This is a genomic window from Endozoicomonas sp. Mp262 (genome assembly GCF_025643335.1).
Classification (GTDB): Bacteria; Pseudomonadota; Gammaproteobacteria; order Pseudomonadales; family Endozoicomonadaceae; genus Endonucleibacter.
Genome location: NZ_CP092489.1, coordinates 240,060 through 255,000 on the forward strand (window position 1 = coordinate 240,060; position 14,941 = coordinate 255,000).

The 14,941-nt window shown below is 46.8% G+C and carries 10 protein-coding genes, 1 tRNA gene and 2 rRNA genes (1 of these 13 running past the window's edge); 6 read left to right on the forward strand and 7 right to left on the reverse strand.

Going from position 1 to position 14,941, the window contains the following annotated elements:
- The first annotated feature begins 195 nt into the window (after window positions 1-195).
- Window positions 196-1,308, forward strand: coding sequence for a 2OG-Fe(II) oxygenase (locus MJ595_RS00865; RefSeq protein ID WP_263080645.1), 1,113 nt, complete (start codon window positions 196-198; stop codon window positions 1,306-1,308).
- An 86-nt stretch (window positions 1,309-1,394) separates the two neighbouring features.
- On the opposite strand, the gene MJ595_RS00870 is transcribed toward MJ595_RS00865, so the two are convergent.
- Window positions 1,395-2,093: a hypothetical protein gene (locus MJ595_RS00870; protein ID WP_263080647.1), complete on the reverse strand. Its 699-nt coding sequence runs from the start codon at window positions 2,091-2,093 to the stop codon at window positions 1,395-1,397.
- A gap of 340 nt (window positions 2,094-2,433) precedes the next feature.
- Here MJ595_RS00870 and MJ595_RS00875 point away from each other — a divergent pair, with 340 nt between their 5' ends.
- Entirely contained in the window at window positions 2,434-3,771 is a 1,338-nt protein-coding gene (locus MJ595_RS00875) for an IS1380 family transposase (RefSeq protein WP_263078015.1), read from the forward strand.
- 351 nt (window positions 3,772-4,122) lie between these two features.
- Here the strand turns inward: MJ595_RS00875 and MJ595_RS00880 are convergent, their stop codons facing one another.
- Window positions 4,123-4,776 carry an IS630 family transposase gene (locus tag MJ595_RS00880; RefSeq protein WP_263322427.1) on the reverse strand — a complete coding sequence of 218 codons (654 nt, stop codon included), beginning with the start codon at window positions 4,774-4,776 and terminating at the stop codon, window positions 4,123-4,125.
- Window positions 4,698-5,171 (reverse strand): helix-turn-helix domain-containing protein, encoded by a 474-nt coding sequence (locus tag MJ595_RS00885; protein ID WP_263078037.1) that lies wholly within the window; start codon window positions 5,169-5,171, stop codon window positions 4,698-4,700. Before MJ595_RS00885 ends, MJ595_RS00880 begins: the two co-directional genes overlap by 79 nt.
- Before the next feature lie 146 nt (window positions 5,172-5,317).
- On the opposite strand from MJ595_RS00885, the gene MJ595_RS00890 reads away from it, so the two are divergent.
- From MJ595_RS00890 to MJ595_RS00900, 3 genes are read left to right on the forward strand one after another with little or no spacing between them, the layout of a single operon-like run.
- Window positions 5,318-5,623: a hypothetical protein gene (locus MJ595_RS00890; protein ID WP_263079171.1), complete on the forward strand. Its 306-nt coding sequence runs from the start codon at window positions 5,318-5,320 to the stop codon at window positions 5,621-5,623.
- Window positions 5,620-5,970, forward strand: coding sequence for an IS66 family insertion sequence element accessory protein TnpB (gene tnpB / locus MJ595_RS00895; RefSeq protein WP_263079172.1), 351 nt, complete (start codon window positions 5,620-5,622; stop codon window positions 5,968-5,970). Before MJ595_RS00890 ends, tnpB begins: the two co-directional genes overlap by 4 nt.
- A gap of 40 nt (window positions 5,971-6,010) precedes the next feature.
- On the forward strand, window positions 6,011-7,534 hold the full coding sequence (locus tag MJ595_RS00900; RefSeq protein WP_263079174.1) for an IS66 family transposase: 1,524 nt from the start codon (window positions 6,011-6,013) through the stop codon (window positions 7,532-7,534).
- Window positions 7,535-7,691: 157 nt separating this feature from the next.
- Here the strand turns inward: MJ595_RS00900 and rrf are convergent.
- Both rrf and MJ595_RS00910 read right to left on the reverse strand, forming a co-directional pair.
- Window positions 7,692-7,807, reverse strand: a 5S ribosomal RNA gene (gene rrf / locus MJ595_RS00905).
- A 196-nt stretch (window positions 7,808-8,003) separates the two neighbouring features.
- Window positions 8,004-9,560: a hypothetical protein gene (locus MJ595_RS00910; RefSeq protein WP_263080648.1), complete on the reverse strand. Its 1,557-nt coding sequence runs from the start codon at window positions 9,558-9,560 to the stop codon at window positions 8,004-8,006.
- Between the two features lie 281 nt (window positions 9,561-9,841).
- Here MJ595_RS00910 and MJ595_RS00915 point away from each other — a divergent pair, with 281 nt between their 5' ends.
- A complete protein-coding gene (locus tag MJ595_RS00915; RefSeq protein WP_263080649.1) occupies window positions 9,842-11,056 on the forward strand; it encodes an IS91 family transposase in 1,215 nt (404 codons plus the stop codon).
- Between the two features lie 229 nt (window positions 11,057-11,285).
- On the opposite strand, the gene MJ595_RS00920 is transcribed toward MJ595_RS00915, so the two are convergent.
- Both MJ595_RS00920 and MJ595_RS00925 read right to left on the reverse strand, forming a co-directional pair.
- Window positions 11,286-14,602: ribosomal RNA gene (locus MJ595_RS00920) — 23S ribosomal RNA — on the reverse strand.
- Window positions 14,603-14,887: 285 nt separating this feature from the next.
- Window positions 14,888-14,941 (reverse strand) — tRNA-Ala (locus tag MJ595_RS00925) (it continues 22 nt past the right edge of the window).

The window sequence follows — 14,941 nt, forward strand, 5'->3', positions numbered from 1 at the left end:
GGGAGTATCAGAGATGTAAAAAACAAAGACTTCTTTTAATAGTTATAGACACACTATTTCAGTTACTCAAAACCATATAACTTTAATTGATTTTATTTTTCATATTTTACTGTTTAATTACTTTTTTTAAGCATATCACCAGTTATCTCTTTTTATTTATCATTCGATAAATAAATAAAGCTTATTGTGATAATAATGACCATGAAGAATAATATACCTCAGTGGGGAACTCCCGCTCCCTGGTTCCACGGCCACACACTATATAATTCAAAGTTCGCTTTCTCCAGTCTTGGAGGGCGGTTCGTTGCACTGGTTTTCCTGGGTGATTTTTCATCACCCGTTGCTACAGAATTTATCGATCATGTGTCAGAAAAATGTCCTTCTTTTTCAGATGAACATGTTGTTTTATTTGCGGTGACATTAAAACAACAGGATCAATATCACGTTCAGGGATTAAAAGCATTTCCAAAACAAAGAATTTTTTATGACCCAAACGGCTATATTTCTGAACAATATGGTGTTATCGATAATAGCAAAAATCAGTATCACCCAGTTTGGTTGATACTAGACCCCACCTTACGAGTCTATGCAACAGGCTCAATTCTGGAACCTGAACAGTTTATCCATCAGCTTAAACAACTCCCCCATCCAGCAATGCATGCAGATAACCACATTGAACCCTGGGCACCTGTTCTGCTGGTGCCAAGAATACTGGAACCAGAAACCTGTAAAAAACTTATCCACTATTACCGGTCAGGCAAGCCAGATCCTTCCGGATTTATGCGAACAGTAAATGGTAAAACCACAGCGTTGCAAGACCCGAATGTAAAACGAAGAAACGACATTACTATCGAAGACAGTCATCTAAGGGATCATATCAAACACAAAATACGCACCAGGCTGGTGCCAGAAATAAATAAGGCCTTTCAATTTAATGCCACACGAATTGAGCGCTATATTGTCGCCAGTTACAAAAGCCAGGATAAGGGTTTTTTCAAAGAGCACCGGGATAATACAACCAAAGGTACTGCCCACAGGCGCTTTGCCGTTTCCATCAACCTGAACAGTGATGAATATGAAGGGGGAGAGCTATGGTTTCCGGAGTATGGCTGTAGAAAATACAAACCACCTACAGGCGGAGCCATAGTCTTCTCCTGCTCATTAATGCATGCTGCAACGCCTGTGACCACAGGGGAAAGGTTTGTTGTGCTCCCATTTCTTTATGATGATGCAGCGGCAAAAATACGGGAAGAAAATAATAAATACCTGGATCAGGGAGTCGAAGCCTACCGGCAAGACTCTGATTAATCGGAAGGTGCGGACGCTTGCTCTCATACCAAATCGCATCCTGCACAGCCTATCAAGCTACGATAATTATAGCTATGTGCCCGTAATTAATTTGTACTTCTATATGCCTCTTCAAATAATTGAAGAACAGGATCATTCTCCGGATACTGGAAATTCAATGCTATTTTTAACTGTTCCAAGTCTTTTATCTTTTCATTTTTTGGCAATTTTTCATAATCCCTGAATAGCTCAGGTTTTTCGCCTTTTTGCCACGAGTTATGCTCCATCCAAATTTCATGAAACCTACTTGCCAAGCTATTGATACTGGCAACACCTGTAATTTCTTTCTTTTCTACAGCCACTGCATATTCCTCTGCAAGGGCACCATTTAATTTATAGGCCAGGCTCGGAACAATCTTTTCTGCTGGTTGGTTAATATCTTGCTTCAGCTTACCATCTTCAACTTTCAATTTTTCCAGCCCTTGCCCCTTTAGTTCATTCAAATATTCCTCAGCAGTTTTCCCCTCTGCAACAGGGACTTCTTTAAATCTTTCAGCCTCCCTCCCATTATCAGCAATATACCCTTTTCTCCAAGCCTCATGCATGTTATTAGTTAGTTTGGTCGCTAAATCCACAGCCTTTGTCTCTGCCAAACTAACTTTCATATCAGATAATTGACGTTTATCTAGCGTCTTGTCTTGAGGTAATTGACGACTATATGCCGTAGTATCAGACTTCTCCCCTCCTTTTTGTTCATTTAATGTCGTATCAGGCACTGAAGTATGTGATCCAGGAATGATTTTCATAAGACTTCCTTTTTATTTCATTATTATTTATTAAATAATTTATAATAATTCAATACATTTACAAATAAAAATTTAATCGTATATACATGCTATCAGAGTTATCTCATTCCCAGCGTCCAGAGGTTATCGCAAAAGTATGCTTTGTTTTAACCACAAAGACACAGAGGCACAAAGTTTTCTTGTTTTGTCCCTTATCAGGAGCAAAAATGATAAAAAAAACGCTTTTCTCTGTCCTGAATCCGTGAGTTCACTGTAGCCCAACTCCTCTGGATCAACCACAAAACGTAAGTTCCAAGTTAAAATGCACCCACTCTAATTTTCACCACCTGGGTGCATTTTTGTGAAACTGAAAATTGAACAATCACAGACGGAATTTTATACACCGGTCGCAGGGCTTTATTTCGTTGGTCATGCACTCAACAAAAAGACAGCGTTAAGCAAATCCCTGCGCAAAATAAAAAAAAGGCACCGTATCACTCATATCGACCTGATCAGAGCTTACTGCGGCCAACTGGCTCAGGGTAAAAGTGATTTTGATAATGTTGATAATAACCGGGATAACGACTGGTTCCGGTTGGCAATGGGCATTAAACAAATGCCTTCAGCCAGCCGCTTAAGACAGCGTTTCAATGAAGATGCCGCCCAACTGATTCCTTTCATCGAGGACAGCCTTACCGATGTCCTGGTTAATCTTCAGGTGCCCGTCACACCCCTTCCGAAAAAACTCGATAAGAAGCAGCACATACCACTGGATATCGACGTATTCCCTATGGATAACAGCAATACCAAAAAGGAGGGGGTCGAGTACACGTATAAAAAATTCTTTGGTTATGCCCCTATTGCCGCTTACTTTGGCTGCGAAGGCTGGTGCCTGGGATGTGAATTACGCCCAGGCTCTCAGCACTCCCAGAATGATTTTATTGGCTTTTTACAAGCAGTGCTGCACCGCAGCCGACGTTTGACCCGAGCGCCTATTCTGGTTCGCCTTGATAGTGGCCACGATGCTGAGGAATCGCGCCGGGAAATCGCCGGGTTCAAAGGTGTGAATCACATTATCAAGCTCAACCCAAGAAAGTATCACACCAAGGAACACTGGCTCCCCATTTTTGAAGAAAAGCAAGTCAAATGGGAGGAGTCGCGTCCAGGAAAGAGTTATGCGACACTCTCAACCGTCTATGAAACCAACTATGGTAACCAGCGTCTGATTATTCGCATTATCAAGCGTACCACTGATACTGTAGGGCAGAGATTTCTGACACCCGATTATGAGCTGGAAGGATGGTGGACAACACTCAGCGAAGCTGACTACAGCGATGATCAGATCATTAATCTTTATGAGGATCATGCGACCAGCGAGCAGTTTCACAGTGAGTTGAAGACTGATATGGATTTAGAGCGCCTGCCTTCAGGCAAGTTTGACACCAACGACCTGGTGATGTGTTTGGGTGCACTGGTCTATAACATTCTGCGCTACATGGGGCAGAGTTGCTTGCTCGGGCCAGATGCGCCGGTACGTCATAAAGCCAAACGACGCCGGTTAAAAACCGTGATACAGGAACTCATCTACCTGGCTGCCCGTCTTCTGAAAAAAGGACATCAATACCGGCTACGCTTTGGTCGTTACTGTCCTGGTTTCAGGTCTTTCCATCAATTAATAAGCCAGCATGCACTTTGTTGATTGAATAGCGAGATAGAAAAAAATGCCATAAATGAGAAAGTACTGTATTGATAACGGTAGGGCTTCTTTCAACCTGTCTTCAAGTTTGATGATATTTTGATCAGCATTTATGCTTAAAAACGACATAAAAACACTTCAATCAATAACCCGAGTTATTTTCAAAGGAAAAAATTAATCAGCACATTTTCAAAACTGCCGGGCAAATCAAGAAATCACGGATTCAGGTCTGTGTCTTTGTGTCTCCGTGGTGTAAGCGCCAATTTAAACCCACCTTAAAACTCCAAATCAAAAAAGTTAGGTTTTCTATTTTTTAGGAAACCCTAAGTAGTGTATAGATTGCTTTCGAATAATTTAACCATCCAGTCGGACAGTATTAGAAAATGAGATCATATACTCCTCTCCAAATGAAAAAAGCACCCGTTCAACTTCTTTTTCAAATTCCGCAAAGCTCTTGATTGACAAGAGGTTGAGCCATTCATACTTTATTTTCCTCCACAGGATTTCAATCAGGTTGAGCTCAGGTGAATATGTTGGCAGAAAGCAGACCAGCAATTTCTTTTCAATCATCCAGTCATCAATTCTGGCACAAAACTTTTTGCTGGTGTGAATGCTGGCATTATCCACCATAACTACCGTGTAACGATCATTTGAGCTGTATTTTTCATCTGCCATTTTCTCTGCAAAGTCATCAAAGGCCGCAATCACCGTATCGCTATTCACTGAACCCACAACAGGATAATGAAATAGCTCACAGCTTCGGTTCATAAACCCCAGTACGTTGATGCGTTTACTTTTGACTGATGGTATTCTGAGCTGCTTTCCTTTTTCCTGCCAACCGTATGGCACACAAGGTTCCTGGGTAAAGCCGGACTCATCAAAATAAAATAAATTGATTAACCCTTTGCTCTCGGCTTCCTGGGCATCTTTCAGAGCAGTTTTACAGTCATGGAATTGCTCTTCGTCCCGTTTATGTTTGCATGATTTACGGAGTCTTTTGTAAACCAGCCCTGCTTTTTTACAATGTTTGCCAGAGTAATTTTTGATGAAGATTTACCGGTTTCATCCTCGATCTTGGATTTGACATACGATAAGCGACGAGGCTCTTCAGCCACTAATTCTTTTATGCGTTGCACTTCGGATTCGTCATATATGCACGGCCTACCGCCACCATGCCCCTTGTACAAGGCACGAATACCATATTCTTCCCAATCATCAATCCACTGAGAAGCAGTTTGATATCTAATTTCAAGTATTTCGGCAATTTGCTCAAGGGTAAAGCCACGATTGCTCAATAAAAGGCTATGGGCTCTTTCCCTTATACATCTCAGAGGTCCGTAGTGTTTGGCGAATTTCAAAGTTAATAAAACAGCTTCATCAGTGATTGTAGTGACGTACTTCATAGGGAGAGGGATTTAAAGACCAGTACTCTCTTTATAATAGAGTAAATGTATCATTCAATAGCTATCTGATCGTTAGATCAAGAAGTAGATTTCTCGTACTGGCCGAACATCCAGTTTATTTGAAACCAAACTATGACCTACTTACTATGAAAACAGATGAAGCCGCCAAACTCAGACAGCTTTGGCAGCAGCACCTTAAGGACTGGCAACAATCTGGCATAAGGCAAACTCCCTGGTGTCGCCAGAGGGGACTGTCTCCCCATCAGTTCAGTTATTGGAAGAAAAAGTTGATGACCAGGCCTGCACAGCCAAAACTGATTCCTGTTGCTGGGATGTCAAAGCCTGACCTTGTTTCTCAGTCTCCGGTTGTCATGCACCTGCCCTCTGGTATCAAGCTGGAGGTATCCGTCGAGCAAGTGCCTGGGCTGGTTCAGGCGTTGCAGTGCCTATGATTCGTCCAGCGGCTGATACTGACGTATTCCTTTATAGTGAGCCCGTGGATATGCGTAAGTCTATCAATGGCCTGGCCACTCTGGTGGAACAGGAGATGGCTCTGTCCCCCTTTGACCGCAAGCTGTTTGTGTTTTGCAACCGGGGAAGAGACAAGGTGAAGCTGCTTTACTGGGAGCGCAATGGCTTTGTCCTCTGGTATAAGCGACTGGAGAAATTCCGGTTCCAATGGCACTGGGATAGCATGCCCTCCCATATTGATGGTGATCTTCTCAACCGACTGCTGGATGGCTATGACATTCGTCCTCCTCAACCTCATCCTGCGCTGACCTACACGTCAATGATCTGATGCAGGGAATTGTCTTCCTGCCTTAGGGTATCCTTCAGGGATGAACGACACCCTTGCACATCTTCCTGATGACCCCACTATCCTCAAAGCCTACATTGCCCAGCTGCAAGGCAGGCTTTCCACTCTTGAGGAACATATCCGGCAACTGATCCGGCAGCGCTTTGGCGCGTCTAGCGAAAAAGCACCAGCCAATCAGTTCGGCCTGTTCAATGAGGCCGAGCAGGACCAGCCTGACAATCCTGATGCAGTGGCAAAAGCAGAGGCAGAAATCACAGTCCCTGCCCATCAGCGCAAGAAGCCGGGGCGCAAGCCATTACCTGAAGCCCTGCCCAGGGTTCGTCGGGAACATGACCTCCCTGAACAGGAAAAGGTCTGCTCCTGTTGCGGTAGCCATGACCTGCACAGGATCGGCGAGGAAGTCAGCGAGCAACTGGATATCATTCCCGCCAAGGTTCAGGTTATTCAGAACGTGCGCCCAAAGTATGCCTGTCGCCATTGTGAAGGCTCCATCCAGACCGCACCCATGCCTCCCCAGCCCATACCGGGTAGTATCGCTACACCGGGCTTGCTGGCCTACATTGCCACCGGAAAATATGTGGACGGCTTGCCCCTGTACCGCCAAGAACAGTTTGTGCTGAACCGGCTCGGGGTTGAAGTGGCCAGGGCAACCACAGCCCAGTGGATGGTGCGTTGCGGTGAACTGGTACAGCCCCTGGTCAACCTGATGCGAGATCATTTACTTGAATCTCCGCTGATCCATTGTGACGAAACCCATGTCAAGGTGCTGAGGGAGTCAGGGAAGAAAGCACAGAGCCTGTCGTACATGTGGGTACAGGTGGCAGAGCCTGTTCCAGATCACAGAGTCATTCTATTTGATTATGATCCCAGTCGGAGTGGGTCCGTTCCTGTCAGGTTGCTGGAAGGCTTTAAGGGGTATCTGCAAACGGATGGCTATGAGGGCTATGCTGCCATAGGCCGACAGGAAGGCATTATCAGCCAGGGCTGCTGGGCCCATGCCCGGAGAAAATTCAATGAAGCGGTAAAAGGCCTGAAAAAAGGGGTAAAAACTGGAAAGGCTTATATGGGAATGGCCTATATCCAGAAGCTTTACCGTATTGAACGGGAAATAAAAGACTGTTCCTGTGAAGAAAAGAAAATGATCCGGCAACAGAAAAGCCGGGACATTCTCAGTCAGCTACGACAATGGTTAGATAAATCGCTACCACAAACGCCCCCTAAAACACTGTTGGGTAAGGCGCTTAATTACCTCAATAACCAGTGGGATAAACTGATTCGCTACTGCGATGAGGGTTATCTACGCATGGACAATAATCTGGCAGAAAACGCCATTCGCCCCTTTGTCATCGGGCGTAAAGCATGGCTGTTTAGCACCAGTCAGGCAGGCGCTAATGCCAGCGCTAATCTGTACAGTCTGGTAGAGACAGCGAAAGCCTGTGGCTTGGAGTCATATGCCTATTTAAAGGAGGTGTTTACCCAGCTACCCGCAGCAAAAACACTGGCGGATATTGAGCAACTGCTGCCATGGAATCAAAACTCTTCTTAAATCAAGGTGGGGTTAATTAATCGCTTACTCCGTGGTTAATAAAAATAACTTTTGCGACAACCTCGGGAGCCTAGAAACGAGGGGAGAGGTTGGACAGTTTTTTTTCAGCCCATAGCAAAAACCCTGACAGCTTAGCTATCAGGGTTTTCTAATTAATGCTTGACAGTGACCTACTCTCACATGAGGAAACCCCACACTACCATCGGCGATACATCGTTTCACTGCTGAGTTCGGGATGGGATCAGGTGGTTCCAATGTTCTATGGCTGTCAAGCGAAACTTTTGCACATGGATGTGCTTATGCCGTTTTGCCAGGGATGGCAAAAAACGGTAGCGTATCCACACGCTCGGAATCCATTTTATTCAAGCTTTCAATTCTTGCCTTACACTCTACTTTCTAGCGTATGGTTACGACCTCCAGGGATGGAGGAACAAGGTAGGCCGCTGCGCGGCGACTTTTTATCCCGAGCTTATTGAGAGGTTTTGTGTTTTTTTTGATGCCGAGTCAGATTGCCTGTACTTGATGCTTTGTGACCACACTCCTTGCAGATCAGGTGATCAGGGTGAGTCTGCTTCCCGGGATGCTTTCCCAGCATGTGGCTAGTCAGATGGCCTGTACTTGATGCTTTGTGACCACACTCCTTGCAGATCAGGTGATCAGGGTGAGTCTGCTTCCCGGGATGCTTTCCCAGCATGTGGCTAGTCAGATGGCCTGTATGTACTGCTTGAAAACCACACTCCTTGCAGATCAGGTGATCAGGGTGAGTCTGCTTCCCGGGATGCTTTCCCAGCATGTGGCTAGTCAGATTGCCTGTATGTGCTGCTTGAAAACCACACTCCTTGCAGATCAGGTGATCAGGGTGAGTCTGCTTCCCGGGATGCTTTCCCAGCATGTGGCTAGTCAGATTGACTGTACTTGATGCTTTGTGACCACACTCCTTGCAGATCAGGTGATCAGGGTGAGTCTGCTTCCCGGGATGCTTTCCCAGCATGTGGCTAGTCAGATTGCCTGTATGTACTGCTTGAAAACCACACTCCTTGCAGATCAGGTGATCAGGGTGAGTCTGCTTCCCGGGATGCTTTCCCAGCATGTGGCTAGTCAGATGGCCTGTATGTACTGCTTGAAAACCACACTCCTTGCAGATCAGGTGATCAGGGTGAGTCTGCTTCCCGGGATGCTTTCCCAGCATGTGGCTAGTCAGATGGCCTGTATGTACTGCTTGAAAACCACACTCCTTGCAGATCAGGTGATCAGGGTGAGTCTGCTTCCCGGGATGCTTTCCCAGCATGTGGCTAGTCAGATTGCCTGTATGTGCTGCTTGAAAACCACACTCCTTGCAGATCAGGTGATCAGGGTGAGTCTGCTTCCCGGGATGCTTTCCCAGCATGTGGCTAGTCAGATGGCCTGTATGTACTGCTTGAAAACCACACTCCTTGCAGATCAGGTGATCAGGGTGAGTCTGCTTCCCGGGATGCTTTCCCAGCATGTGGCGAGTCAGATTGACTGTACTTGATGCTTTGTGACCACACTCCTTGCAGATCAGGTGATCAGGGTGAGTCTGCTTCCCGGGATGCTTTCCCAGCATGTGGCTAGTCAGATTGACTGTACTCGATGTTGCGTAATAACAACCTTCAACAGAACAAGGATAAGACCTTTTTTTTGTACACTTATATTTTTTTTTTGAAGGGGGAGGCTCACCATTAAAATCAGGCTCACAAATATATTCCACTCCTTTTCTTTTTATACTTTTTTTGTCTTCATTTATTAAATAGCCTGCTGTTATTCCAGTATTTGTCGTCGCTATTACACCATAAGCATTATCATCAGATTGAATATTCACTATTTGTCCTTCTTCATTTAAACCGACAATTACAGGATTTCCTTGATCAGGTGTATTTGCAATAGCTACCCCTATCGCTATTTGAGTAGCTTCAGCCTGACTGTACGGAGTAGTAAAAATACACTCATCGGTTTTATTTTCATTATCATCTACCGGTTCTGTTTTTATTTTTACACTTAAATCCATCGGCTTTGTAGGTGGTATTTCATCGACGACTTTACAGTCTATTTCTAAATTTAATGGTTTTTCTTGTTCTTGACTTGTACCCTTTATCGCAACTTTCTCACAAATAAAACTATTTCCTTGAGTGGTGCATTCTATAATTTCCTTCTGCTGATTATCTCCAGTGCCACCTTCACAGAAAACGCAGCAAAACAACAGTAAAAATAACAATGCGGGCAATTGACATCAGAATACCTACGGATATTAATTGCAAGTAAACGTAGATACTCTTCCCTCCTTAATTTTTGTACGGTTGTTTTCTTATCCGCATCCCATCAAAACTAAAACAGCTACTCCTGACCGGCCAGCTCTGGTGGAACTACTACCAGAAACACACTGGTAATTTGCGGGACGTGGTACTGGACAACATCAACCGGATACTCGCCTGCGGTCGCTTGTTCATGGGCTATGCCACATGGTTGTGCAGTAACGAACAGTGTAGTCACTCCAAAAAAATTTGCATGGGTTGCAAGTCACGTTTTTGCAATACCTGCGGAAAAAAACTCACTGACCAGTGGATTGAAAAGCAGCGAGTCTTACTGCCCGATACCGAGTGGCAACATATCACCTTCACTATGCCTTGTGAGCTTTGGGCATTTTTTTTGCTCAACCGTGAGTTGTTGAAGCCACTCAGCGCCATTGCCGCCAAGGCCATACAGACCGTTGCCAGAAAGAAAGGCATTACTCCCGGCATCTTTACCGCCCTGCATACCTTTGGCCGTGACCTGAAATGGAATGTCCATATTCACCTGTCCGTTACCCGTGGCGGCATCACTGAAGACAGTCAACACTGGAAAGCCCTGTTCTTCTCCCGTGAAGCCATCATGCCCCAGTGGCGTTACGGGATGATCAACCTGCTCAGGGAAGCCTACAAAAGCGGTACGCTAACCTTGCCGGACACATTGCAAGCCAACTGCCACAACCTGACGGACTTTAACCGTTTCCTGAATGCCCATTACCAGAAAAGCTGGATCGTTCACTTTGCCCAGGCCACCAAAACACCGAAGGCGACCATCAGTTATCTCGGGCGCTACCTGAAGCGGCCACCGCTGGCGATGTCACGACTCAAACACTACGACGGCAATACCGTGGTGTTTGAGTACCTGGATCACAAAAGCAAACGCTACCTGAACTTTACCTGTGAAGGTGAGGAGTTCCTCGACCGGCTGATCCAGCATATTCCGGAAAAGGGTTTCCAGATGATTCGTTACTATGGTTTTCTGGCAAACAGGGTACGCTCAACCTTACTACCGAAGGTCTACACCCTGCTCAACCAGCCGGAGCGTAATGCCCTGACAATCACCTATGCAGGCTTGCTGAAAAGCAGCTTTGGCCTTGACCCTCACCAATGCATTCTCTGCCAGTCAGCGATGGTGTTTGCCGGTATTACCCGAGGAAGACCGCAAAGGGAACTGCACAAATACTCACAGGCGCTCGCTCTTGCGAAGCCGATCCGTTGAGTCACGCCCTCAATCCGTCTGGAATCCGGGGTTACAGGTAAAAGCTGGAAATAATGGTAGGTTTGCAGTGTTTTTTCCTGGTTGAGCGATCACTGCATCATCAGCCTGTCTGAGAGAAAACTGAAAAGCCGGAAATTTCTGGTGATTTTTTGAGCTGATCAGTTTTACAAATTCCTATGCATGTACTAAGAACGTCTGGAACGTTCGCAGTAAATCGCTTTGGCGTTATATGGTCAAGCCGCACGAGTCATTAGTACTGGTTAGCTCAACGCCTCACAACGCTTACACACCCAGCCTATCAACGTCATAGTCTTTAACGGCTCTTCAGGATCCTCTAGGGATCAGGGAAGTCTCATCTTGAAGGGGGCTTCCCGCTTAGATGCTTTCAGCGGTTATCCCGTCCGAACATAGCTACCGGGCAATGCGTCTGGCGACACAACCCGAACACCAGTGGTTCGTCCACTCCGGTCCTCTCGTACTAGGAGCAGCTCTCCTCAAACTTCCAACGTCCACGGCAGATAGGGACCGAACTGTCTCACGACGTTCTAAACCCAGCTCGCGTACCACTTTAAATGGCGAACAGCCATACCCTTGGGACCGGCTTCAGCCCCAGGATGTGATGAGCCGACATCGAGGTGCCAAACACCGCCGTCGATGTGAACTCTTGGGCGGTATCAGCCTGTTATCCCCGGAGTACCTTTTATCCGTTGAGCGATGGCCCTTCCATTCAGAACCACCGGATCACTAAGACCTACTTTCGTACCTGCTCGAGATGTACCTCTCGCAGTCAAGCGCGCTTGTGCCTTTACACTAACCGTACGATGTCCGACCGTACTTAGCGCACCTTCGTGCTCCTCCGTTACTCTTTGGGAGGAGACCGCCCCAGTCAAACTACCCACCACACAATGTCCCCGATCCCGATTAGGGACCTGGGTTAGAACCTCAATATTGCCAGGGTGGTATTTCAAGGTTGGCTCCACGCAGACTGGCGTCCACGCTTCAAAGCCTCCCACCTATCCTACACAAGCAACATCAAGATCCACTGTGAAGCTATAGTAAAGGTTCACGGGGTCTTTCCGTCTAGCCGCGGATACACTGCATCTTAACAGCGATTTCAATTTCACTGAGTCTCGGGTGGAGACAGCTTGGCCATCGTTACGCCATTCGTGCAGGTCGGAACTTACCCGACAAGGAATTTCGCTACCTTAGGACCGTTATAGTTACGGCCGCCGTTTACCGGGGCTTCGATCAAGAGCTTCCCTCACCACCAAATTTCTCTTGCTGCTGTGTTAAACGTCTTCGCTCGTTCAGTCATTTACTCTTTTGTAAACTCCTTCACTCGCTCAGCCGTTTGCCTTGCATCAAAAAAAATTTGGTGGTGAGGTAACCCCATCAATTAACCTTCCGGCACCGGGCAGGCGTCACACCGTATACGTCCACTTTCGTGTTTGCACAGTGCTGTGTTTTTAATAAACAGTCGCAGCCAACTGGTCTCTGCGACCCCCACTAGCTTACGGAGCAAGTCCGATCACCGGCGGGGGCGTACCTTCTCCCGAAGTTACGGTACCATTTTGCCTAGTTCCTTCACCCGAGTTCTCTCAAGCGCCTTGGTATTCTCTACCTGACCACCTGTGTCGGTTTGGGGTACGGTCCCTGTTGACCTGAAGCTTAGAAGTTTTTCCTGGAAGCCTGGCATCGACCACTTCCCGATCTTAAAGATCGGTCGTCATCGGTTCTCGGCCTTGAGGGTCCGGATTTGCCTGAACCCTCGGCCTACGACCTTAAACATGGACAACCATCGCCATGCTGGCCTAGCCTTCTCCGTCACTCCATCGCAGTCAACAGCGGTACGGGAATATTAACCCGTTTCCCATCGATTACGTCTTTCGACCTCACCTTAGGGGCCGACTCACCCTGCGCCGATTAGCGTTGCGCAGGAACCCTTGGTCTTCCGGCGAGGGGGCCTCTCACCCCCTTTATCGTTACTCATGTCAGCATTCGCACTCCTGATACCTCCAGCCTGCCTCCCGGCTTGACCTTCAACGGCTTACAGGACGCTCCTCTACCGCTCAACACCTAAGTGCTGAACCCGTAGCTTCGGTGAATAGTTTGAGCCCCGTTACATCTTCCGCGCGAGCCGACTCGACCAGTGAGCTATTACGCTTTCTTTAAAGGGTGGCTGCTTCTAAGCCAACCTCCTGGCTGTCTGGGCCTTCTCACATCGTTTCCCACTTAACTATTACTTGGGGACCTTAGCTGACGGTCTGGGTTGTTTCCCTTTCCACGACGGACGTTAGCACCCGCCGTGTGTCTCCCGTGATTGCACTCATCGGTATTCGGAGTTTGCATGGGGTTGGTAAGTCGGGATGACCCCCTAGCCCAAACAGTGCTCTACCCCCGATGGTGAGACACGAGGCGCTACCTAAATAGCTTTCGAGGAGAACCAGCTATCTCCGGGCTTGATTAGCCTTTCACTCCTAGCCACAAGTCATCCCCCGGCTTTTCAACGACGGTGGGTTCGGTCCTCCAATCAGTGTTACCTGATCTTCAACCTGCTCATGGCTAGATCGCCCGGTTTCGGGTCTACACCCTGCGACTATGGCGCCCTATTAAGACTCGGTTTCCCTACGGCTACCCTATGCGGTTAACCTTGCCACAGAATGTAAGTCGCTGACCCATTATACAAAAGGTACGCAGTCACCCCGCTACTAAATTGCTCTAGCAGAACTGAGATTTTATACGCTCCATGAGGTAACGCTTTACACGACCATCATGCTTTAGCATACGTTCTCTTTCTCTAGCTACAGATTCACTCATATAGGCTTCGTAATATACCAGCTCCCACTCCTTACCTTTGGTAGAAGTGTTTCTTCCAGAGTTATGTTCTTGAAACCTACGTCTCAGGTCTGATGTATAACCTGTGTAGAAATCATCATGATCATGAACACATCGAAGAATATAAACGTAATACATTACAGCTCCCTTAGAGCAATTTAGTAGCGGGGCTCCCACTGCTTGTACGTACACGGTTTCAGGGTCTATTTCACTCCCCTCAACGGGGTTCTTTTCGCCTTTCCCTCACGGTACTGGTTCACTATCGGTCAGTCAGGAGTATTTAGCCTTGGAGGATGGTCCCCCCTTGTCCGAAGACGGTTCAGTCAAGATTTCTCGTGTCCCGACCTACTCGATTTCACTTAAAATGGCCTTTCGTGTACGGGGCTATCACCCTTTGTTGCCGCACTTTCCAGAGCGTTCCACTAAACCATAATAAACTTAAGGGCTAATCCCCGTTCGCTCGCCGCTACTGGGGGAATCTCAATTGATTTCTTTTCCTCCGGGTACTTAGATGTTTCAGTTCCCCGGGTTCGCCTCCCGGAACCTATGTATTCAGTTCCGGGATACTCACTTCTGTGAGTGGGTTTCCCCATTCGGAAATCGCTGGGTCAATGCCTGTTTATCGGCTTACCAACGCTTATCGCAGATTACCACGTCCTTCATCGCCTCTGACTGCCAAGGCATCCACCGTGCACGCTTAGTCACTTGACCATATAACCCAAAACAATTTACTTCGTAAATCGTAGTCGGTTAGTCAATATAACTACCTTAACGATTGTCCGATTAAATCGGACCGCCATACACTTGGCTGAAAATTGCTCCTGCATTATCAGCATACACGCCATCCTAGCGTTAAGAGTGTCTCAGCAAGAATTTTCTTTAAAAGACTAAAGCCTTTTAAATCAATTCAGCTTAAATTTGGATTCCACATTTTTAAAGAGCAAAAGCATAGAAATATGCTTAATGAATCAGTCTTCATCTATTTAATTCAGAAATTGGTGGAGCCAGGCGGGATCGAACCGCCGACCTCCTGCGTGCAAAGCAGGCGCT

What these genes read in the sequence shown, in the direction of transcription:
- MJ595_RS00885 (WP_263078037.1), bottom strand. Translation starts at nt 5,171, where the DNA reads ATGAAGTACGTCACTACAATCACTGATGAAGCTGTTTTATTAACTTTG.
- MJ595_RS00900 (WP_263079174.1), top strand. Translation starts at nt 6,011, where the DNA reads ATGAACGACACCCTTGCACATCTTCCTGATGACCCCACTATCCTCAAA.
- MJ595_RS00890 (WP_263079171.1), top strand. Translation starts at nt 5,318, where the DNA reads ATGAAAACAGATGAAGCCGCCAAACTCAGACAGCTTTGGCAGCAGCAC.
- tnpB (WP_263079172.1), top strand. Translation starts at nt 5,620, where the DNA reads ATGATTCGTCCAGCGGCTGATACTGACGTATTCCTTTATAGTGAGCCC.
- MJ595_RS00865 (WP_263080645.1), top strand. Translation starts at nt 196, where the DNA reads ATGACCATGAAGAATAATATACCTCAGTGGGGAACTCCCGCTCCCTGG.
- MJ595_RS00870 (WP_263080647.1), bottom strand. Translation starts at nt 2,093, where the DNA reads ATGAAAATCATTCCTGGATCACATACTTCAGTGCCTGATACGACATTA.
- MJ595_RS00910 (WP_263080648.1), bottom strand. Translation starts at nt 9,560, where the DNA reads ATGGATTTAAGTGTAAAAATAAAAACAGAACCGGTAGATGATAATGAA.